This window comes from Hydrogenophaga sp. (assembly GCF_019264445.1).
Taxonomy (GTDB): Bacteria; Pseudomonadota; Gammaproteobacteria; order Burkholderiales; family Burkholderiaceae_C; genus Hydrogenophaga.
The window spans coordinates 1-18,417 of record NZ_JAHVAB010000040.1 but is presented as its reverse complement, the minus strand read 5'-3'; the positions used below and the strand labels follow the sequence as shown (position 1 = coordinate 18,417).

At 68.7% G+C, this 18,417-nt stretch carries 24 protein-coding genes; 14 read left to right on the top strand and 10 right to left on the bottom strand.

Annotation, left to right across the window (positions count from 1 at the left end):
• Positions 1-54: 54 nt before the first annotated feature.
• Positions 55-639: a hypothetical protein gene (locus tag KXJ60_RS05995; RefSeq protein ID WP_291125179.1), complete on the top strand. Its 585-nt coding sequence runs from the start codon at positions 55-57 to the stop codon at positions 637-639.
• 26 nt (positions 640-665) lie between these two features.
• Entirely contained in the window at positions 666-1,874 is a 1,209-nt protein-coding gene (locus KXJ60_RS05990) for a tetratricopeptide repeat protein (protein ID WP_291125177.1), read from the top strand.
• A 4-nt stretch (positions 1,875-1,878) separates the two neighbouring features.
• On the opposite strand, the gene KXJ60_RS05985 is transcribed toward KXJ60_RS05990, so the two are convergent.
• Positions 1,879-2,163: a cupin domain-containing protein gene (locus KXJ60_RS05985; RefSeq protein ID WP_291125175.1), complete on the bottom strand. Its 285-nt coding sequence runs from the start codon at positions 2,161-2,163 to the stop codon at positions 1,879-1,881.
• 78 nt (positions 2,164-2,241) lie between these two features.
• Here KXJ60_RS05985 and KXJ60_RS05980 point away from each other — a divergent pair, with 78 nt between their 5' ends.
• From KXJ60_RS05980 to KXJ60_RS05950, 7 genes are all read left to right on the top strand, one after another.
• Positions 2,242-2,607 (top strand): YciI family protein, encoded by a 366-nt coding sequence (locus tag KXJ60_RS05980; protein WP_291125173.1) that lies wholly within the window; start codon positions 2,242-2,244, stop codon positions 2,605-2,607.
• Between the two features lie 108 nt (positions 2,608-2,715).
• Positions 2,716-3,147 carry a YciI family protein gene (locus KXJ60_RS05975; RefSeq protein WP_291125171.1) on the top strand — a complete coding sequence of 144 codons (432 nt, stop codon included), beginning with the start codon at positions 2,716-2,718 and terminating at the stop codon, positions 3,145-3,147.
• A 10-nt stretch (positions 3,148-3,157) separates the two neighbouring features.
• Positions 3,158-3,601 (top strand): SRPBCC domain-containing protein, encoded by a 444-nt coding sequence (locus KXJ60_RS05970; RefSeq protein WP_291125169.1) that lies wholly within the window; start codon positions 3,158-3,160, stop codon positions 3,599-3,601.
• A 20-nt stretch (positions 3,602-3,621) separates the two neighbouring features.
• Positions 3,622-4,032, top strand: coding sequence for a VOC family protein (locus KXJ60_RS05965; RefSeq protein ID WP_291125167.1), 411 nt, complete (start codon positions 3,622-3,624; stop codon positions 4,030-4,032).
• 10 nt (positions 4,033-4,042) lie between these two features.
• The gene (locus tag KXJ60_RS05960) at positions 4,043-5,323 is read left to right on the top strand and encodes an RNA polymerase sigma factor (RefSeq protein ID WP_291125165.1); all 1,281 of its coding nucleotides are present in this window, start codon (positions 4,043-4,045) and stop codon (positions 5,321-5,323) included.
• Positions 5,324-5,378: 55 nt separating this feature from the next.
• The gene (locus tag KXJ60_RS05955) at positions 5,379-6,614 is read left to right on the top strand and encodes an NAD(P)/FAD-dependent oxidoreductase (protein WP_291125163.1); all 1,236 of its coding nucleotides are present in this window, start codon (positions 5,379-5,381) and stop codon (positions 6,612-6,614) included.
• Entirely contained in the window at positions 6,604-7,089 is a 486-nt protein-coding gene (locus KXJ60_RS05950) for a hypothetical protein (protein WP_291125161.1), read from the top strand. Before KXJ60_RS05955 ends, KXJ60_RS05950 begins: the two co-directional genes overlap by 11 nt.
• Here KXJ60_RS05950 and KXJ60_RS05945 read toward each other — a convergent pair.
• Both KXJ60_RS05945 and KXJ60_RS05940 read right to left on the bottom strand, forming a co-directional pair.
• Positions 7,076-7,543: a DUF3237 domain-containing protein gene (locus tag KXJ60_RS05945; protein WP_291125159.1), complete on the bottom strand. Its 468-nt coding sequence runs from the start codon at positions 7,541-7,543 to the stop codon at positions 7,076-7,078. The genes KXJ60_RS05950 and KXJ60_RS05945 overlap by 14 nt on opposite strands.
• Before the next feature lie 18 nt (positions 7,544-7,561).
• On the bottom strand, positions 7,562-8,563 hold the full coding sequence (locus KXJ60_RS05940; protein ID WP_291125157.1) for a tripartite tricarboxylate transporter substrate binding protein: 1,002 nt from the start codon (positions 8,561-8,563) through the stop codon (positions 7,562-7,564).
• Between the two features lie 107 nt (positions 8,564-8,670).
• Here KXJ60_RS05940 and KXJ60_RS05935 point away from each other — a divergent pair, with 107 nt between their 5' ends.
• The 5 genes from KXJ60_RS05935 to KXJ60_RS05915 all read left to right on the top strand — a co-directional run bounded on the left by KXJ60_RS05935 (position 8,671) and on the right by KXJ60_RS05915 (position 11,201).
• A complete protein-coding gene (locus KXJ60_RS05935) occupies positions 8,671-9,123 on the top strand; it encodes a MarR family transcriptional regulator (protein ID WP_291125154.1) in 453 nt (150 codons plus the stop codon).
• A gap of 7 nt (positions 9,124-9,130) precedes the next feature.
• Positions 9,131-9,349 carry a hypothetical protein gene (locus KXJ60_RS05930; protein WP_291125152.1) on the top strand — a complete coding sequence of 73 codons (219 nt, stop codon included), beginning with the start codon at positions 9,131-9,133 and terminating at the stop codon, positions 9,347-9,349.
• 14 nt (positions 9,350-9,363) lie between these two features.
• Positions 9,364-9,855, top strand: a complete 492-nt coding sequence (locus KXJ60_RS05925) for an N-methyl-D-aspartate receptor NMDAR2C subunit (RefSeq protein ID WP_291125150.1) — start codon at positions 9,364-9,366, stop codon at positions 9,853-9,855.
• Between the two features lie 14 nt (positions 9,856-9,869).
• Positions 9,870-10,406: a hypothetical protein gene (locus KXJ60_RS05920; RefSeq protein WP_291125148.1), complete on the top strand. Its 537-nt coding sequence runs from the start codon at positions 9,870-9,872 to the stop codon at positions 10,404-10,406.
• A 99-nt stretch (positions 10,407-10,505) separates the two neighbouring features.
• Positions 10,506-11,201 (top strand): hypothetical protein, encoded by a 696-nt coding sequence (locus KXJ60_RS05915; protein ID WP_291125146.1) that lies wholly within the window; start codon positions 10,506-10,508, stop codon positions 11,199-11,201.
• 19 nt (positions 11,202-11,220) lie between these two features.
• Here the strand turns inward: KXJ60_RS05915 and KXJ60_RS05910 are convergent, their stop codons facing one another.
• The 7 genes from KXJ60_RS05910 to KXJ60_RS05880 all read right to left on the bottom strand — a co-directional run bounded on the left by KXJ60_RS05910 (position 11,221) and on the right by KXJ60_RS05880 (position 18,414).
• The gene (locus tag KXJ60_RS05910; RefSeq protein WP_291125144.1) at positions 11,221-11,943 is read right to left on the bottom strand and encodes a GntR family transcriptional regulator; all 723 of its coding nucleotides are present in this window, start codon (positions 11,941-11,943) and stop codon (positions 11,221-11,223) included.
• 26 nt (positions 11,944-11,969) lie between these two features.
• Positions 11,970-12,635, bottom strand: a complete 666-nt coding sequence (locus KXJ60_RS05905) for an isochorismatase family cysteine hydrolase (RefSeq protein ID WP_291125142.1) — start codon at positions 12,633-12,635, stop codon at positions 11,970-11,972.
• 2 nt (positions 12,636-12,637) lie between these two features.
• On the bottom strand, positions 12,638-14,206 hold the full coding sequence (locus tag KXJ60_RS05900) for an ABC transporter ATP-binding protein (protein WP_291125141.1): 1,569 nt from the start codon (positions 14,204-14,206) through the stop codon (positions 12,638-12,640).
• Positions 14,207-14,302: 96 nt separating this feature from the next.
• Positions 14,303-14,992: an isochorismatase family cysteine hydrolase gene (locus tag KXJ60_RS05895; protein WP_291125138.1), complete on the bottom strand. Its 690-nt coding sequence runs from the start codon at positions 14,990-14,992 to the stop codon at positions 14,303-14,305.
• 105 nt (positions 14,993-15,097) lie between these two features.
• Entirely contained in the window at positions 15,098-16,018 is a 921-nt protein-coding gene (locus KXJ60_RS05890) for an ABC transporter permease (RefSeq protein WP_291125135.1), read from the bottom strand.
• Positions 16,015-17,112, bottom strand: coding sequence for an ABC transporter permease (locus KXJ60_RS05885; RefSeq protein ID WP_291125132.1), 1,098 nt, complete (start codon positions 17,110-17,112; stop codon positions 16,015-16,017). The genes KXJ60_RS05890 and KXJ60_RS05885 overlap by 4 nt, the downstream gene beginning before the upstream one ends.
• Positions 17,113-17,307: 195 nt before the next feature.
• Positions 17,308-18,414 (bottom strand): BMP family ABC transporter substrate-binding protein, encoded by a 1,107-nt coding sequence (locus tag KXJ60_RS05880; RefSeq protein ID WP_291125430.1) that lies wholly within the window; start codon positions 18,412-18,414, stop codon positions 17,308-17,310.
• Positions 18,415-18,417 lie beyond the last annotated feature (3 nt).

The window sequence follows — 18,417 nt, the reverse complement described above, 5'->3', positions numbered from 1 at the left end:
CACCGCCCGAGCGGGCAGACTGCGCGCTGCGCTTCTCTTTCAACCGGTACCCTCATGAAACTTCTCCCCCTTGTCGTCTCCCTCGGCGCCGCCGCGCTCATGCCCCTGGCCGTGCAGGCGCAGACCCAGCCAACCGCCCCGAAACCCGCTGCCAAACCCGCGCCAGCGGCCAAGCCGGCGGCCCAGCGCCCTCCGCTGGCGCGCTCGGCGGTCAAGGCCGTGGAAGAAATGACGCCCATTGACGAAGACACCGACGTGGCGCTCTCCGAGGCCGACCTGGCCATTGCCCAGCGCGTGCACGTGGGCTCCATCCCCTGCGAGCTGGGTGCGTCCGTGCAGGTCACGCCCGCGAAGCGCCAGGGCTTCTTCATCGTGCAGGTCAAGGACATGCGCAACGCGCGCTACTTCATGCACCCCGTGGAAAGCCGCACCGGCGCCATTCGCCTGGAAGACCCCAAGCGCGGCGCGCTGTGGCTGCAGCTGGGCAACAAGTCGATGCTGATGAGCCAGAAGCTGGGCAAGCGCCTGGCCGACGAATGCATGAACCCGGACCAGGTCACCCTGGCCGAGGAAATGAAGCGCAACCCGCCGCGCAGCCTGCTCGAACCGCTGGACCCGCCCGCGAACACCAACAAGTAAAGCCGGCGGGTGTATGGTGTCGCGCCATGAACACCCCCGAACACCTGGAGCAGGCCAAGGCCTGCTTCTTCGAAGGCAACACCCTCTTCGAGGCCGGACAACTTGAGGAGGCCGCTGATCGCTACCAGGCCGCGCTGGCCCTGGTGCCCGGGCGGCCTTCCATCCTGGCCAACCTGGGGGTGACGCAGTGCCGCCTGGGCCGCTGGGCCGAGGCCGTGGCGACGCTCACGCAGGCCACGCAAGCCGACCCCACCCACCGCGACGCCTGGATCGCGCTGGGGCTCTCACAGGAAGCGCTCTCGAACTGGGCGGGAGCCGCGCACGCGCTGCAGCAGGGCGTGAAGCTCGGTGCCAGCACCGGGCAGATCCATCTCTCGCTGGCCCTGTGCCTGCTGCGCCTGGAGCGCCCGCAAGAGGCACTGCAGGCGCTGGACCGGGCGCTGGCGCTGGACGACACGCTGGCCGAGGCCTGGAGCCAGCGCGGCAGCCTGATGCGCGACGCCGGCCAATACGCCGAAGCCGCGCGCTGCTTTGAGCAAGCCCTGGCCCACGGTGGCGACGACACCCTGCACCGCTTCTACCTCGCCTCGGTGCGCACAGGCGACGCCACGCCCGCGCAGCCGCCACGCGCGTATGTGGAAGCACTCTTTGACGAGTACGCCGACGACTTTCAGAGCCACCTCATCGAGCACCTGAAGTACCAGGCCCATGCGACCCTGCTCGAGCCCCTGCGCGAGGGTGGGCAGCGCTTCCCGCTGGCGCTCGATCTCGGTTGCGGCACGGGCCTGTGTGGCTCGCTCATCCGCCCGCATGCCGATGCGGTGGACGGTGTCGATCTCGCACAGGCCATGGTGGAGCAGGCGCGCGCCAGCGGCGCTTACCGCCACGTGGCGCAGGACGACCTGCTCGGCTTCCTGCGCTCGTCCGAAGAACCGGCAGACCTTGTGGTGGCCGCCGATGTGTTCATTTACGTGGGTGCGCTCGAAGAGGTGTTTGCCGCCGTGCGGCAGCGGCTGCGGCCGGGCGGCTGCTTCGCGTTCTCGGTGGAGCTGGCCGGCGATGCGCACGAACTCCAGCTGCGGCCCAGCCTGCGCTACGCGCATTCACCCGGCTACGTGGAGCGACTGGCCCAAGCCCATGGCTTTCGTGTGCGCCAGACATGGCAGGCGCCGCTGCGCGAAGACCAGCAACAGCCCGTGGTGGGCCTGTATGTGTGGCTGGAGCGGGCGGGCTGAGGCCTCAGTCCTTGCGCCGCGCCACCCAGTACGTGGCACCTTCGGCGCCGTAGCGTTCGGCGTGGGGCACGTCGCGCTCGATCTCGAAGGTGTCGCCCGGGCGCAGCTGGCGCGTGAGGTCGCCGACCGTGAGCCACATCTCGCCCCGGGTGACGACCGCCTTGGCCGCGAAGGGGTGGGTGTGCATGTCCAGCAGCGTGAGGGGTGGCCATTCCCGTTCGAGGGCTTCGTCAAAGCCCTCGATCAGGGCTTGCAGGCGGAAGCTTTCGAAGTTGGTGCTGGTGTTCATTCCGTTGCATTGTGGGTGTTTGCCCTGCGGGGTCAAGCGGTAGCATCCCGGGCTTGTGCTTCGTCAAAAGGCCCTGCCATGTCCCACATGCTCTTGATCGTTGAACCCACCGGCCAGCGCCGCACGCGCACCGAATCCCAGGGCCGCGAGGTGTACGCCCGCATGCAGCAGTTTGGTGAATCGCTCAAGGCGCGCGGCAAGCTGCTGGCGGTGGAGTCACTGGCGTCGCAGTCGCAGGCGGTGCGGGTGCACACGGGCGGCGGCAAGCCCCAGGTGCTCGACGGACCGTTCGCCGAAGCCAAGGAAATGATCGGCGGCTTCTTCCTGCTGAAGTGCGACAGCATGGCCGAGGCCGTTGCCATTGCACACGAGTGCCCCGCCGCCGAGTGGGCCACGGTGGAGGTGCGCGCCGTGGGGCCCTGCTACGACGACAGCCCGGGCTGAGACCGGGGGGCTCTCAGGGTTTGTCCTGAGCGGGGTGTGTCGAAAACGCCGCACCCGCTTCGTCGTACCGGTTGAAAGTCCCTTTCATCCGCCACCCAGGAGAAGCCCATGCGATTCATGATCATCGTCAAGTCCTGCGCCGAGTTCGAAGCAGAGACCACCCCCGCCCCCGACGAAGCCCTGATGGCCGAGATGGTGCGTTACCACGAAGCCCTGGCGCAGGCCGGCGTGCTGCTCGACGGCTCGGGCCTGCACCCCAGCTGCAAGGGCTGGCGCGTGCACTACAGCGCCGATGGTGGCAAGCGCGTCGTCGATGGCCCCTTTGCCGAAGCCAAGGAGCTGATCGCCGGCTACACGCTGATCCAGGTGCGCTCGCGCGAAGAGGCGATGGAGTGGAGTCGCCGCTTTCCCAACCCGGCCGGGCAGGGCAAGGAGGCCGTCATCGAGCTGCGCCAGCTCTACGAACTCGACGACTTCCCGCCCAGCGAGCCGCTGGAAGACTTCAAGAAACTCGACGCCATGCAGGCCGCCAGGCCTTGAGGAGATGTCCATGAACACGCAACACTTTGACATTCACATTGCGGCGCCGCGCGAACGCGTGTGGGCCACCATGTTGCAGTCGCCCACCTACGAGCAGTGGACCAGCGTCTTCTGCGAAGGCTCGCGTTTCGAGGGCTCGTGGAACGCCGGCGAGCGCATTCGCTTCCTGGGCCCCAACGGCCAGGGCATGGTGTCCGAGATCGCGGAGCACCGGCCTGCCGAGTTCGTGTCCATCCGCCACCTCGGCATGATCGGCCCGCAAGGCGAAGACACCACCAGCGAAGCCGTGAAGGCCTGGGCGCCCTGCCACGAAAACTACCGCTTCACCGACGAGGCCGGCGGCACGCGTCTGCGGGTGGCCGCCGATGTGTTCGGGGGCTACGACGACCACATGGCCCGCACCTGGCCGCTGGCGCTGGAAAAGCTCAAGACCCTGTGCGAAGGCACGCACTGAACCCCTACAAGGAGAACCCCATGCTGCGCCAGATCTTCGTCAACCTGCCCATCAAGGACATGGCCCGTTCGCAGGCCTTCTTCACCTCGCTGGGCCTCAGCTTCAACCGGCAGTTCACCAACGAGCAGGGCGCCTGCCTGGAGATTGCCGACAACATCTACGCCATGCTGCTGGTTGAGCCCTTCTTTCAAGGCTTTACGAAGTTGCCGATCAGCGACGCGAACAAGGCCACCGAGGTCTTGATCGCGCTCTCGTGCGACAGCCGCAGCGAGGTGGACGAGATCGTGGCCAGGGCCGTGGCCGCCGGCGGCACCACGCCCAACACACCCATGGACCACGGCTTCATGTACCAGCATGGCTTTGCCGACCTGGACGGCCACCAGTGGGAGGTGTTCTGGATGGACGAGAGCGCCGCACCCGCGCAGATGTAAATTCGCGCGCATGCATTCCGGTGTCCATCAGGCCATTGCCACCGTCTGGCGCCTGGAGTCCGCGCGCATCACCGCGTCGGTGGCGCGCGTGGTGCGCGACATCGGCGTGGCCGAAGAGCTGGCGCAGGACGCGCTGGTGGCCGCGCTCGAACATTGGCCGCGCGACGGCGTGCCCGACAACCCCGCCGCCTGGCTCATGACCACCGCCAAGCGCCGCGCGCTCGACCACCTGCGCCACCGCCAGATGGCGCAGGAGAAGCACGACGGCATCGCGGCCGACCTGGAGGCGCTGGGCGCCACGCACGTGCCCGACTTTGTGGACGCGCTCGACGAGGCCCGCCAGGACGACATTGGCGACGACCTGTTGCGCCTGGTGTTCACCGCCTGCCACCCCGTGCTGGGCACCGACGCGCGCGTGGCCCTCACGCTCAAGCTGCTGGGCGGGCTCACCACGCACGAAATTGCACGCGCCTTCCTGGTGCCCGAAGCCACCATCGCGCAGCGCATCGTGCGCGCCAAGCGCACGCTCAGCGAGGCGGGCGTGCCGTTCGAGGTGCCGCGCGGCGAGGCGCTGGGCGAGCGCCTGGCTTCGGTGCTGGAAGTGGTGTACCTCGTGTTCAACGAGGGCTACACCGCCACCAGCGGTGACGACTGGATGCGCCCGGCCCTGTGCGACGAAGCGCTGCGCCTGGGCCGCATGCTCGCCGGCATGGCACCGCAGCAGCCCGAGGTGCTGGGCCTGCTGGCGCTGATGGAAATCCAGGCCTCGCGCACGGCCGCGCGCACCGATGCGCAAGGCCGCCCCGTGCTACTGGCCGAGCAGGACCGCAGCCGCTGGGACGCCTTGCTCGTGCGCCGAGGCCTGGACGCGCTGGACCGCGCCGACCGGCTCACCACCGCGCCTGGCCCGTACCACCTGCAGGCCGCCATTGCCGCCTGCCATGCCCGCGCGCTGCGCGCGGCCGACACCGACTGGGCGCGCATTGCCGCGCTCTATGGCGAGCTGGCGCGCGTGTCGCCTTCGCCGGTGGTCGAGCTCAACCGCGCCGTGGCGGTGTCCATGCACGCCGGCCCGGCCGCCGGCCTGGTGCTGGTGGACGCGCTCATGGCGCACAAGGCGCTGCGCCAGTACCACTGGCTGCCCAGCGTGCGCGGCGATTTGCTGGCCCGGCTGGGGCGCCACGCCGAAGCGCGCACCGAATTCGTGCGCGCGGCCGAGCTGGCGGGCAACGAGCGCGAAAAAACCTTTCTGATGGAGCGGGCCCGCCGCCTCGACCCCCCGAGCCAGTGACGCCAGCCCGACTCCTCGGGCTTGACATGCGAGGCCAAGGCCGCACACTGCCTCCATGGACCACGACACGCCAGACCTGTACACCCAACCCTTTCGCGGCTCCAACCACGCCCCGCTCGACCCCGACACCGAGGCAGACATCGTCGTCATTGGCGCCGGTCCTGCCGGGCTGGCGGTGGCCGCGTGCCTGATGCAGCGCGGGCACAGCCCGCTGGTGTTTGACCGGGCGCAGGAGGTGGCGTCTTCGTGGCGCCGCCATTACGAGCGGCTGCACCTGCACACCGCCAAGACCCATTCGGCCCTGCCCGGCATGGCGTTCCCGGAAGACGCGCCGCGCTACGTGCCGCGCCAGGGCGTGGTGGACTACCTCACCGCTTACGCGCGCCATCACCGGATCGAGCCCGAGCTGGGCGTCAACGTGGAGGCCATCGAACCCCGCCAGGAACCGGGCGCGCCGTGGCAGGTGCGGCTGTCGGATGGGCGCCACTACGCCGCCAACCACGTGGTGGTGGCCACCGGTGCCAACCGCGTGCCGCAGGTGCCGCGCCTGCCGGGCGAAGACGTGTTCCAGGGCCGCGTGCTGCACAGCCGCAGCTACCGCAACGCCGCGCCCTTCGCAGGGCAGCGCGTGCTCGTGGTCGGCATGGGCAACACCGGCGCCGAGATCGCGCTGGATCTGGTCGAGCACGGCGTGCGCGCCGCGCTCTCGGTGCGCTCGCCGGTCAACATCGTGCGGCGCGAGGTGCTGGGGCGGCCGACGCAGCTCTCCAGCATCCTGCTGAGCAAACTGCCCCATGCGCTGGGCGATGCGCTGGCCACGCTGTTTCGAGACCTCACGGTGGGCGACCTGCGCCGCCACGGGCTGCCCACTGCGCGCGTGTCGCCGCAGCGCCAGTTGCGCGAGGAGGGCAAGACGCCCGTGATCGATGTGGGCACCGTCAAGCGCATCCAGACCGGCGACATTCTGGTGTACCCCGGCATTCAGTCGCTGACCTCTGGCGGTGTGCGTTTCACCGACGGTACCGAGCACCCGTTTGACGCCGTGCTGCTGGCCACCGGCTACCAGCCTGCGCTGCAGGCGCTCTTTCCCTACACCCCGCTGCCGCTGGACGAGCGCGGCATACCGCCCGGCGTGAGCGGCGAGGGCGCGCTGCAGGGCGTGTACTTCGTGGGCTTTGACGTGCGCCAGCCCGGCGGCCTGTTGCGCACCATTGCCCAGCAGGCCGAGCGGGTGGCCGAGCGCATTTCGGCGCGGCAGGGGCAGGAGCACGGAGGCGTGCATGGTGCCTGATGCCCGCACCCGCATCGCCATCGGCACACACGAAACGCACCTGATCACCGAGTTCCTGCGCGGCGGGGTGCGTGAATGGATGCTCGACATCGGCACCCAGGCGTTGGGCGAAGGCCCGTTCCGGCGCGAACCGCCGACCCCGCTGGAGCTGGAAAACGCCATCGAACACGTGGAAAACGCCGTGATGCCGCTGCTGCGGCAAATGCCGCCGGGCTCGCAGCTGGTGACAGCGGACGCCCCGGCGCGCGAGCTGCACCGCCTGGTGCACGAGCGCGAAGCGCACGGTGCGCTGCTGCTCATTGACGATATCGAGCAAGTGTTCAACCAGCTGGTGGCGGTGTCGCTGGGCCGCCCGGCGGCCTCTGCCGGCCTGCCCGTGCGCGCGGAGTTTGCGGCCTACGTGCTCATCCTGCGCGAGACCATGCACCACCTCGGGTTTGCATCGCTCACGCTGCTGCCGGTCAGTTCACGGTAAAGCAGTCGATCTCCACGGCGCTGGGGCGGCGAATGCCCGATCCGACGAACAGCCGCTCGTTGACCCAGGCCAGCGCGGGCGCGGCGGTCTCGAACGTGGGCACGCACCGGAAATACACCAGCGCCGGGTCCACCGGCTCGCCGCGCACCAGCCGCGCCGTCACCTCGGGCGCGGCCACGCGGATGGCGCGGTTGCACACATAGATGAGGTCGCCCGCATCGGTTTCGAGCACATAGCGCGCATCGAGCTGCGCGAGCGTGGGGCTGACGATGGCCTGGAAATCGGCGCCACCGGGCAACACGCGCGCACGCCAGCCGTCGCCCTGCACCAGCCCGCTCAGGATGGGAATCACACGGCGCAGGCCCGCCGGGGTCTGGCCGATTTCGTGGGCCGGGGCCACTTCGATCGAGAGCTGGGCGAAGAACGCCAGTGAAGGCGCGTTGGGGCGGGGCATGTGGGCGGGGCTTTCTGTTCAGTCGTTGGCGCGGAAACCGGTGGCCTTGACCACCCTGGCCCAGCGCGCGGTTTCCGCGGCAATGGTGGCGGCAAACGCCTCGCCACTCTCCTGCGGCACATCAAAGCCCTGCGCTTCCAGTTTGGCTTTGTAGTCGGCATCGGCCTGCGCCTTCACCGCGGCAGCCTGGATCTGGTCGAGCACCGGCTTGGGTGTGGCCGAGGGCGCCATGAGCCCGAACCACACGGTGGACGTCAGGTCGGGGTGGCCCAGCTCGGCCAGGCTGGGCACCTGCGGCAGGAACCGGGTGCGGTCTTTCGAGGTCACCGCAATCGCGTTGAGCTTGCCGCTCTGCACATGCGGCAGCGCCGCCTGCAGCTGCGTGAAGCCCAGCACCACCTGCCCGCCGAGCAGGTCGGTGATTTGCGGCGCGCTGCCCTTGTAGGCCACGTGCACCATGTCCAGCTTGAAGCGCTCGTTGAGCTGGAAGCCCAGGAAATGCGAGGGCGTGCCCGGGCTGAACGACGCGTAGGTGATCTTGCCCGGGTTGGCCGCCACCCACTTCACCAGCTCGGGCAGCGTTTTGGCGGGCACCGACGGGTGCGTCACCAGCACCAGCGGGCTCTCGATGCCCTTGGCCAGGGGTCTGAAGTCCGCCTGCTTCCACTTCAGGGCCGGGTACACCGAGGGGTTGATCGTGAACATCGCCTGCGTGCTGAGCCACAGCGTGTGGCCATCGGCGGCGGCGGTGCGCACCTGCTCGGCGCTCAGGTTGCCGTTGGCGCCGCCCTTGTTTTCCACCACAAAGGTGCCGCCCGTCTGTTTGGCGAGCTGGTCGGCCAGCGCGCGGCCATACGCATCCACCGAGCCACCGGCCGGTGTGCCCACCACCAGCGTCACCGGCTTGGCCGGCCAGGCCTGCGCGAGGGCGGGTGAGGAGGCCATCGAGGCCGCCAGCGCGAGCAGCGCCGCGCCCAGCAGGCGGGAAGGGGTGGCAGGGGCAAGCGGTACCTGGGTCATGAATGTCTCCTGTGTTTCTGGACGCGTCCGGTGAATCTATGCCCGCAGACGATGGTTGACCAATACAACTATGCTCAGGGTATTCACTGGTGGAGTCCGAGCGTCAGATGGCTGAGCTGTTCCTATATCGCCTCTCGCGCCTGCAGGCGCAGGCCGTGGCACCGCTGGGGCGCCTGTGCCAGGCGCGCTACGGCGTGTCGCGCCGCGAGTGGCGCCTGATCGTGGTGCTGGCCCGGCATGGGCCGGTCCTGTCGTCAGAACTCGCCGAGCTGGCGCAGCTGGACCGCGCGCGCACCTCGCGCATCGTCACCATCCTGGTGGACATGAAGCTGGCCTCCCGCGAAGTGATCCCCAGCGACCGCCGACACGCCCGCGTGGCCCTCACCGAACAAGGCCGCGCGCTCTACGACGAATTCCTGCCCGAGGTGGTGGAGCTCAACCGCCAGCTGCTGCTGGCGCTCTCGCCCGAAGAAGTGCAGCAACTCGACGCACTGATCGACCGGCTGGCCGAACGCGCCGCCGCCAACCTGAAGGCACTGCAAGTGCCCAAACCGACCTGAACCCCGCATGAAAATCATTGACGAAATGCTGCACCTGGCCCTGCTTACCCACGAGCAGCACCAGCAGATCAGCGCCTGGATCGCCCAGGCGCAATCGCCCGACGACATCCTGAAAATGCCCCGACCGCTGTGGCAAGCCGTGGAGCGCGCCAGCGCGGTCATGGGCATCGACAACGACCTGCTGCGACCGCCTGCGCTGGACGCGGATGGGGTGGTGTGCGGGTAGGTGGGAGAACGTCCATGCATGACTTGAAGGCGGCGTGGCGGCAGGCGTGGGCCGACCTCGGCTTGCCGGCGCCTGCCGGGCTGTTTGAGGCACTCGTGGCCGCCTACGAAGAGCCACAGCGGCACTACCACTCGCTTCAGCACCTCGCAGAATGCCTGGTGCACTTCGACCAGGCGCGCCATCTGGCCCACCACTCCGGCGAGGTGGCCTTGGCCCTGTGGTTTCACGACGCGGTCTACGACGTTCAGGGCAAGTCCAACGAGCAGCAGAGTGCCGACTGGGCGGTCCGCGCGCTCACAGCGGCGGGTGCCACGCCCGAGCGCTTTGCGGAATACGACCGCCAGGTGCGTGCCGAATACAGCTGGGTGCCAGGCCTGATCTACCGCGTGAAGCGCAAGGCGGTGCTGAAGTCGTTCCTGGACCGGGAGCACATCTACAACACGTCGTATTTCAGGGAGCGCTGCGAAGCGCGGGCGCGAAGCAACCTCACCGCGGCCTGCGCCTGAGCGGATCTGCACGCATGCGCCGCATCCTCACCGCCACGCTCGAATACCTGCTCGGCTTTCTCGCGCTGGCGGTGTTTGCCTATCTGGCATTCGCGGCCGGGCCGGCGTCTGACGAGCGCTTTGTCCACGCGTTCAAGGTCGCGTCGGTGGTCGCCTTGCTGGAGCTCGTGGCCTTGCTGGCGCGCGAGGTGCCAGCCAACCGGCTGATCATGGGCGCCAATGTCTGGCTCATCGTGGGCGGTGCGGCGGCGTTTCTGGAGCAGTGGTGGTTGCTGCGCATCTACCAGCACTTTGGTGAAGCCAGCCTCTTTGCCAGCATGTTGCTCGTGGGTGTGCTGGCGATGTGGCGAACGCCGGCAGGCTTCGTGGGCAAGGTGGGCGCCAGGCGTGTGGTGCTTCAGCGCTCCTGGCTGTTGCTGCTGGCGGTGGTGCTCGCGCTGGCGGTGGCCGTTGTGTTTCGCGGCAACGTCAAGGTCGCCGCGGTGCTGCCGGTGATCGCGCTGTCCTGGCTCAATCGCCTGCTGCGCCACGGCATCGCCCCGCAGGCCTGACACCGTCACACCCGACCTAGGTCGGGTTCCAAGCGCCGCCCTTGCGGCAGACACTGGTGCCTTTGGCAACGCCATGCAATGGCCCGCAGGGAGACTGGCATGAAACCGCTTGTGACATGGGGTGTGGCCGCGTGCCTGGCCAGCCTGTGGTGGCCCGCCACGGCGGCAGACCGCGACTTTTTCGTGTTCGATCTGGAGCTCAACAAGCCCTTTGACGTGCGCGAGTGCCAGTACGAAGTGATCACCGTGCCGATCGGGCAGCAGGGCCTGCTGCGGCGGCGCACGACCAACATGTACCGCTACACGGAAGTGACGCCCGCCAGTGGCAAGTGCTTTCAGCGCGAGGGCGTGGGCTACACGGTGGAGCCGATGGACACGGCCGGCAACCCCAACCCCTTGCCGCCGGCCGGCCCGCTGGTGGATGGCGATGTCAAGATCATTCACGCTGACGCACTGCGCCCCAGCCTGGTGGGCGACAAATGGATCTGGGTGCGCGTGGCCGGGGGCACGCTGCAGGCGGTGAAGTTCTACTTTCCGGCCTTGGGCATAGCCGATGTGCAGCAGGCGCTGGAGGCCAAATACGGCGCGCCCACGCGCATCGAGAAGCGCTACCTGGACCGCCGCAGCGAAGGCCGCCAGGACTTCTTCATTGCCACCTGGGTGCGCCCGAAGCTCACGGTGGTGCTCACCAGCCTGGATGTCAGCCTCGACATGGGCGGTTCGTACTCCGACGTGGGCCACGTGCGGGTGGACCACGGGGCACCCGCGCAGAAGATCGAGAAGAACCGCTTGTGAAGCGGGCCGGTGCGCGGGCTCAGGCCGCCGGCGCCACCTGCTGCGCCATGAACACCTGGTGCAGCGTGATCTTGCGCACCTCGACCTGGCTCGTCTCGATGTGCGAGCGCATCAGCAGGTCGGCGCGGTCGGCCTTGCGGGCGAGGATGGCGCGCAGGATCTTGGCGTGCTCGTCGTAGGTGGCGTCGATGCGCATCTGCTTGAGGAAGTCGAGCCGGCGGATGATGCGGATGCGCTCGGTCAGCTCGTGGTGCACACGCGCCATCTCGGCGTTGCCGGCGGCGCGCACCAGCGCCTCATGAAAGTCTTCGTCCCACTCGGCCACCTGCACCGGGTCGGTGCTGCGCTCGGCCACGGGCGCGAGCCAGCGGTCTTTCAAGGCCTGCAGCGCGGGCTCCGGGGGTTGCACGTCCTGCAGGCACAGGCGCTGCACGGCGGTGGTCTCCAGCACCATGCGCAGGTCGTAGAGCTGGTCGAACTTGTCGAAATCAAACGGCAGCACGCGCCAGCCGCTGCGAAACATCACCTCCACCAGTCCCTCTTGCTGCAGCCGGGTGAGCGCCTGGCGCACCGGCGTGCGTGACACGTCCAGCCGGCTGCAGAGTTCGTGTTCGCTGAAGCGGTCGCCGGGCACCATGCGGAAATCGGCGATGTCGCGCTTGAGCTGCTCGTACACCTCGTTCGCGCGAGAGCGGCGCGCAGGCGCCTGCAGGGCCTTGGGTTGGGGGATGGTGGTGGGCACGGGGAAACTCTAGCAGCGTTGGCGATTCAGGTGCCTTGCAGGGCCGCGATCAGCTGCGCGCTGGTGGCCGTCCAGCCGACGATGGCGCCCTGCGCGCGCAGCATCTCCACGGTGACGGCCTTGAAGTGCGGGAAGTAGCTCTCGGTGCAGTCTTCGAGCAGCAGGCAGTCGTAGCCGCGGTCGTTGGCCTCGCGCATGCTGGTCTGCACGCACACCTCGGTGGTCACGCCCATGAAGAGCAGGTGCGTGATGCCTGCCTTCTGCAATTGCGCGTGCACCGTGGTGCCGTAAAACATGCCTTTGCCTGGCTTGTCGATCACGGTTTCGCCGGCCACCGGCGAGAGCGCCGGAATGATCTGGTTGCCCGGTTCGCCCGCCACGAGGATGCGACCCATGGGCCCCACGTCGCCAATGCGCAGGCTCGGGTTGCCGCGCAGCCGCTTGGCCGGTGGGCAGTCGGAGAGGTCGGGCCGGTGGGCCTCGCGCGTGTGCACCACCATGCCACCCGCGCGGCGCCACGCACCGAGCGCGGCCTGGCACGCCGGCACGATGGCCGCGAGCAGCGACACGTTGTTGCCCAGCGTTTCCCCAAAGCCCCCGGGCTCGATGAAGTCGCGCTGCATGTCGATGATGACCAGCGCGGTGTGCGCCACGTCGAACCCGTAAGCGAAGGGTTGGGCATCGATCAGCATGGTCAGTGTCCTCCGCCCATGTGGGCGCCCAGGGTTTGCCGGTTCGCCGAAGCGCCGGGTGTTTCAAACACGATGCGCCCTTCGCTCATCACCACGATGCGGTCGGCCAGCTCCAGCAGCTCGTCGAGGTCTTCGCTGATCAGCAGCACCGCGCCGCCCTGGTCGCGCACGCCGCGCAGGCGGCCGTGGATGTCTCTCACCGCCGCGAAGTCCAGCCCGAACACCGGGTTGGCGGCGATCAGCACGCTGATGTCGCCGTGCAGCTCGCGCGCCAGCACCGCGCGCTGCACGTTGCCGCCCGAGAGGCTGCGGATCGGCGCGCCTTCGCCCTGCGTCTTGATGCCGTAGCTGGCGATCCATTCGCGCGCGCGGCTGCGCCAATGGCCAAAGCGCAGGCGCCCGCCAGCGCACAGCGGGGCGCGGTCAAAGTCGCGCAGCGCCATGTTCTCCGCCACAGAAAGATCGCCCACGCAGGCGTTGCGCAAGGGCTCTTCGGGCAGGCTGCGCACCTTCAGGCGGTGGTTTTCTTCGCGGCGCGCGTGGTACGGCTGGCCCTGCACCGTCACCGCTCCCGCTGCACGCGGGCGCTGGCCCACCAGGGCTTCCACCAGCTCGCGCTGGCCGTTGCCCGACACACCGGCAATGCCCAGAATCTCGCCCGGCGCCACGGCGAGGCTGAGTTCCTGCACGGCCAGCGTGCCGCGGTCCCCCACCACGTTCAGGCCCTGCACCTGCAACGACGCGACCTGGCTTGAGAGCGCAGGCGGTGGCGCCGCGCGCGAGGCCTGGTGCTCTGGGGTGGCCGCGCCCGCTTCGCCCACCATGGCCTGCGCGAGCAGGGCGGGGGTGGTGTCGGGCACCGCGCAGTGGTGCACGGCCTTGCCCCTGCGCAGCACGGTCACGTCGTCGGCATAGGCCATGACCTCGCGAAACTTGTGCGTGATGATCAGCACGGTGCACAGCCCGCTGCGGGCGAACTGGCGCACGTGGCCGAGCACCTCGTCGGCTTCTTGCGGCGTGAGCACCGAGGTGGGCTCGTCCAGGATCAGCAGGCGCGGCTTGAGGTAGAGCTGCTTGAGCAGCTCCAGCTTCTGCTTTTCGCCGGCGGCCAGCGCCTGGGGCCGCGCGTCCAGATCGAGCTGGAACGGCGTGGTGGCCAGAAAGCGCTGCAGGTCGGCGCGTTGCGCGCGCCAGTCGATCACGGCCGGCGTCTTGCCGCCGGCCAGCAGCAGGTTCTCGGCCACGGTCATGCCGGGGGCGAGCGTGAAGTGCTGGTACACCATGCCGATGCCCAGCGTGCGCGCCACCACCGGGTTGGCAATGGCCTGCTCGCGCCCGTCAATCAGGATGCTGCCCGAGGTGGGCCGCTGAAAACCCGCCACGCATTTCACGAGCGTGCTCTTGCCCGCACCGTTCTCGCCCAGCAGCGCGTGCACGGTGCCAGGCGCCACTTTCATGCTCACGCCGTCCAGCGCCTTGAAGCTGCCGAACTGCATGCCCATGTCGTAGGTGTCCAGCGCCAGCGCGCCGGTGGGCAGCGGCAGGCCGCCGATGGGATTTGTTTCGCTCATGTCACGGTCTCCGTCCAGAAGCACCGCGGAACCGGCTTTGCCGGGCCGCCGGTGCTGCCCCCTTGAGGGGGTCGCGCGAAGCGCGGCAGGGGTGTTTCATTGGATCGCTTCCAGCAAGGCGGTTGAGGTGGCATGGGCGCCGAACACACCGCCCTGCATGGTGATCATCTTCAGCGCGGCCTCGTGGTTGCCCCGGTCGGTGGCGGCGGTGCAGTCCGACAGCAGCAGGCATTCAAAGCCGCGGTCGTTGGCGTCGCGCATGGTGGTGTGCACGCACACGTCGGTGGTGATGCCGGTGAGCACGAGGTTGGTGATGCCGCGCGTGCGCAGCAGCAGTTCGAGGTCGGTCGCGTAAAACGAGCCTTTGCCCGGCTTGTCGATGACGACTTCGCCCGGCAGCGGCGCGAGTTCGGGAATGAGCTCCCAGCCCGGCTCGCCGCGCACCAGAATGCGCCCGCACGGCCCGTCGTCGCCAATGCCCACGCCATCGGTGCCGATCTGCCGCGAGCGCCAGCGCTTGTTGGCTGGCAGGTCCGAGAGGTCGGGCCGATGACCTTCGCGTGTGTGGATGACGGTGTAGCCCGCCGTGCGCATCGCGGCCAGCAGGCGCTGCAGCGGCGCAATGGGCGCGCGCGTGAGCGAGATGTCGTAGCCCATCTTGTCGACATAGCCACCCACGCCGCAGAAGTCGGTCTGCATGTCAATCACGATGAGCGCGGTGTTCTGCGGCCGCAGGTCGCCGTTGTAGGGCCAGGCATACGGTTGGGCATCCACGAAACGTTCCATGTCGGTTTCCTTCAATGCCGTTCGCCCTGAGCTTGTCGAAGGGCTCTTGCGGTGTGGGCCTGGAAGGGCTTCGACAGGCTCAGCCCGAACGGATAGGTGTTCATGTCAACGGTTTGAAGAAAGTTCGGTCGGGCTGCCCGGCACGATCACACCGGGGCGGCAGGTGATCACCAGGATCAGCAGCGTGAGCACATACGGCACGATGTTGAAGAGGTGGTAGCCCCAGCCAACGCCAACCGACTGCAGCGCCGGGCCGATGGCGCCCGCGCCGCCAAACAGCAGCGCCGCACCCACACAACGCAGCGGGCTCCAGCGCGCAAAGATCACCAGCGCCACCGCAATCAACCCCTGGCCGCTGGAGATGCCTTCGTTCCAGCTGCCGGGGTAGAACAGCGTGAGCGAGGCGCCGCCCAGCCCGGCGATCAAACCACCGGCTGCCGTGGCCGCAATGCGGATGCCCGAGACCGAGTACCCCAGCGCGCGCGTGGCGTTGGCCGAGTCGCCGGCCATGCGCACCAGCAGGCCGGCGCGCGTGCGCGCAAAGGCCCACCACAGGGCCACCGCCAGCACCAGGCCGATGGGCAGCAGCGCGTTGATCTGCAGCGCGGAGCGCACGGCGGCCGAGTCGCTCCAGAAGCCCAGTGGGATGGCGGGGAGCTGCGGTGCCTGCGGCTGAATGAGCGGCTTGCCCAGGTAGAACGCCAGCCCCATGCCCAGCAGCATGAGCGCGATGCCGGTGGCGATGTCGTTCACGCGCGGCAGCGAGCACAGCAAGCCGTGCAGCGTGGCCAGCAGCGCGCCCGCCACGGCGGCGGCCAGCACGCCCACCCATGGCGAGCCGCTGAGGTACGAGCCACCAAACGCCACCATCGCCGAGAGCACCAGCACGCCTTCGAGCCCGAGGTTGATGCGGCCCGATTTTTCGGTGAGGCATTCGCCCAGGCTCACGAAGAGGAAGGGCACGCCCACGCGCAGGGCGCCGCCAACGATGCCGGCGAGAAAAATGATCAACTGGTCGGTGGTCATGGCTTCTCTCCCGGGGTGGGGGCAGGCGTGCCGATCACGATGGGCACCGGCTCGGACGGGCCGAATTGCCCCAGGCGCGCGAAGAGTCGCTTGAAGTCCACATCGCGCAGCGCTTCGCTGGCAAGGATGAGCACGAAGGCAATGCCTTGCAGCAGCAGCACCGACGCGTCGGGCAGACCCAGGCGGCGCTGCAGCAGGCTGCCCGCCGCGCCGAAGCCGCCAAACACGATGGCCACCGGAATCACCGCAACGGGGTGGTGGCGCGCGATGAACGACACCAGAATGCCCGCGTAGCCGTAGCCGGCGATCAGCGCGGCGTTGGCGCTGGTGTGCACGGCGGCCACCTCGATGGCGCCCGCCAGGCCAGCGGCGGCGCCACCGAGCGCACAGGCCACCACGATCAGGCGCGTGGCCGGCAGCCCCACCAGCTGGGCCGCGCGCGGGTTGCCACCCACCACGCGCACCGCAAAGCCCGAGGGCGTGAGGCGCAGCCACAGGCCGGCCAGCAGGCACACCACGACGCCGATCACCAGGCCCCAGTGCACGTCGGAGCCGCCCATGCCGCTGATGAGCAGGCCGTCGGGCAGCGCGGGGGTCGAGGGCTTGTTCAGGCTGGCCGGGTCGCGCAGCGGCCCTTCCACGATGTGCTTGAACAGGCCGATGGCCACATAGGCCAGCAAGAGGCTGCTGATGGTTTCGTTGATGCCGCGGAACTGGCGCAGCCAGCCGGCCAGCGCGATCCACAGCGCACCGGCCAGCGCGCCCGCCACGCACACCGCCACGGTGCCGAGCGCGTGGCCCGGCAGCGGCACCGCATGCGCCAGCGCCGCACACGCCAGCCCGCCCAGCACCAGCGCGCCTTCGCCCCCGATCACCACCAGGCCGGCGCGCGCGGGAATCGCCACGCACAGCGCGGTGAGCATGAGCGGTGCAGCGCGCTGCAGCGTGTTCTGCCACGAATACCAGTCGCCGAACGCGCCCTTGAACAGCAGCACCCACACCTCCACCGGGTCCACGCCCGCGAACGAGACGAAGAGCCCGAACAGCAGCAGGGCCGCGAGGATCGCGCCGATGGGCAGCAGGATGTTGCGCATGGTCAGCTCATGGATGTGGGGGTTGAGCTGCCGCCCGTTCGGGCTGAGCCACTCTCCGTTCGGGCTGAGCCACTCTCCGTTCGGGCTGAGCCACTCTCCGTTCGGGCTGAGCTTGTCGAAGCCTTTGCATGGTGTGTGCCTGGATGCCCTTCGACAAGCTCAGGGCGAACGGGTGGCGTGGGCACAGGGGATCCATCACACGCTGCCGTTCACGCCTTCGACCAGGTAGTTCATCTTTTCCAGCTCCAGGTCGGTCTGCTTGAACACCTTGCCGGCCGGGATCACGGTGGCGCCCTTGTTGTCTTTCAGCGGGCCTTTGAAGATGTCGAAGCTGCCCGCCATCATCTGGGCCTTGATGCCGTCGGCCTGTTTCTTGGCGGCGTCGGTCACGGCCGGGCCGTAGGCCGAGGGTTTCACGAAACCTTCCTTCAGGCCGCCGCGCACGAAGTTGGGGTGCGGCTTGCCGCTGCGCGCGGCTTCCAGGAACTGCATGTACGCGGTGAGCCAGTTCCACTCGGCGCCGGTCAGGTAAGCCTGCGGGGCCAGCTTGGCCTGGCTGGCGTGGTAGCCGCAGACCATCTTGCCGCGCTTGGCAGCGGTTTCCACGATCACCTTGGGGCCGTCCACGTGCATGGTGAACACGTCCACGCCCTGGTCGGCCATGCTGTTGGTGGCCTCGGCTTCCTTCACCGGCATCGACCAGTCGCCCGTGAAGATCACGTTGGTGGTGATGCCGGGCTTGACCGAGCGCGCGCCCATGGTGAAGGCGTTGATGTTGCGCAGCACCTGCGGAATGGGCTTGGCGGCCACGAAGCCGATCTTGCCGCTCTTGCTCATGTGCCCGGCGATCACGCCGTTGAGGTACTGGCATTCGTCGATGTAGCCGAAGAAGCTCGCGGTGTTTTTCGGGTGCTTGCCTTCGGTCCACATGCCGCCGCAGTGGGCAAAGCGCGCGTCGGGGAACTTGCCCGCCACGGCCAGCATGTGCGGGTCGAAGTAGCCGAACGACGTGGGGAACACGAGCGAGGCGCCGTCCTGCGCGATCATGCCGGTCATGCTGCGCTGCACGGCGGCGGTCTCGGGCACGTTCTCTTCTTCCACCACCTTCACGCCAGCCATCTTCTTGAGTTGCGCCGCCGCTTCGGCGTGCGCCTGGTTGTAGCCGTAGTCGTCGCGCGGGCCGACGTAGATCACGCCCACGGTGATGGGCTTCTGTGCAAACGCCAGCGGGCTGGTGGCCGCCGCGCTGAGCGCGGCCAGGGTCTTGAGGGTGTCGCGGCGGGTGAAGGCGGGGTGGTTCATGCA

Excerpts from the sequence above, each read along its gene's own strand:
- KXJ60_RS05995 (WP_291125179.1), top strand. The coding sequence starts at position 55 with ATGAAACTTCTCCCCCTTGTCGTCTCCCTCGGCGCCGCCGCGCTCATG.
- KXJ60_RS05990 (WP_291125177.1), top strand. The coding sequence starts at position 666 with ATGAACACCCCCGAACACCTGGAGCAGGCCAAGGCCTGCTTCTTCGAA.
- KXJ60_RS05985 (WP_291125175.1), bottom strand. The coding sequence starts at position 2,163 with ATGAACACCAGCACCAACTTCGAAAGCTTCCGCCTGCAAGCCCTGATC.
- KXJ60_RS05980 (WP_291125173.1), top strand. The coding sequence starts at position 2,242 with ATGTCCCACATGCTCTTGATCGTTGAACCCACCGGCCAGCGCCGCACG.
- KXJ60_RS05975 (WP_291125171.1), top strand. The coding sequence starts at position 2,716 with ATGCGATTCATGATCATCGTCAAGTCCTGCGCCGAGTTCGAAGCAGAG.
- KXJ60_RS05970 (WP_291125169.1), top strand. The coding sequence starts at position 3,158 with ATGAACACGCAACACTTTGACATTCACATTGCGGCGCCGCGCGAACGC.
- KXJ60_RS05965 (WP_291125167.1), top strand. The coding sequence starts at position 3,622 with ATGCTGCGCCAGATCTTCGTCAACCTGCCCATCAAGGACATGGCCCGT.
- KXJ60_RS05960 (WP_291125165.1), top strand. The coding sequence starts at position 4,043 with ATGCATTCCGGTGTCCATCAGGCCATTGCCACCGTCTGGCGCCTGGAG.
- KXJ60_RS05955 (WP_291125163.1), top strand. The coding sequence starts at position 5,379 with ATGGACCACGACACGCCAGACCTGTACACCCAACCCTTTCGCGGCTCC.
- KXJ60_RS05950 (WP_291125161.1), top strand. The coding sequence starts at position 6,604 with ATGGTGCCTGATGCCCGCACCCGCATCGCCATCGGCACACACGAAACG.
- KXJ60_RS05945 (WP_291125159.1), bottom strand. The coding sequence starts at position 7,543 with ATGCCCCGCCCCAACGCGCCTTCACTGGCGTTCTTCGCCCAGCTCTCG.
- KXJ60_RS05940 (WP_291125157.1), bottom strand. The coding sequence starts at position 8,563 with ATGACCCAGGTACCGCTTGCCCCTGCCACCCCTTCCCGCCTGCTGGGC.
- KXJ60_RS05935 (WP_291125154.1), top strand. The coding sequence starts at position 8,671 with ATGGCTGAGCTGTTCCTATATCGCCTCTCGCGCCTGCAGGCGCAGGCC.
- KXJ60_RS05930 (WP_291125152.1), top strand. The coding sequence starts at position 9,131 with ATGAAAATCATTGACGAAATGCTGCACCTGGCCCTGCTTACCCACGAG.
- KXJ60_RS05925 (WP_291125150.1), top strand. The coding sequence starts at position 9,364 with ATGCATGACTTGAAGGCGGCGTGGCGGCAGGCGTGGGCCGACCTCGGC.
- KXJ60_RS05920 (WP_291125148.1), top strand. The coding sequence starts at position 9,870 with ATGCGCCGCATCCTCACCGCCACGCTCGAATACCTGCTCGGCTTTCTC.
- KXJ60_RS05915 (WP_291125146.1), top strand. The coding sequence starts at position 10,506 with ATGAAACCGCTTGTGACATGGGGTGTGGCCGCGTGCCTGGCCAGCCTG.
- KXJ60_RS05905 (WP_291125142.1), bottom strand. The coding sequence starts at position 12,635 with ATGCTGATCGATGCCCAACCCTTCGCTTACGGGTTCGACGTGGCGCAC.
- KXJ60_RS05900 (WP_291125141.1), bottom strand. The coding sequence starts at position 14,206 with ATGAGCGAAACAAATCCCATCGGCGGCCTGCCGCTGCCCACCGGCGCG.
- KXJ60_RS05895 (WP_291125138.1), bottom strand. The coding sequence starts at position 14,992 with ATGGAACGTTTCGTGGATGCCCAACCGTATGCCTGGCCCTACAACGGC.
- KXJ60_RS05890 (WP_291125135.1), bottom strand. The coding sequence starts at position 16,018 with ATGACCACCGACCAGTTGATCATTTTTCTCGCCGGCATCGTTGGCGGC.
- KXJ60_RS05885 (WP_291125132.1), bottom strand. The coding sequence starts at position 17,112 with ATGCGCAACATCCTGCTGCCCATCGGCGCGATCCTCGCGGCCCTGCTG.
- KXJ60_RS05880 (WP_291125430.1), bottom strand. The coding sequence starts at position 18,414 with ATGAACCACCCCGCCTTCACCCGCCGCGACACCCTCAAGACCCTGGCC.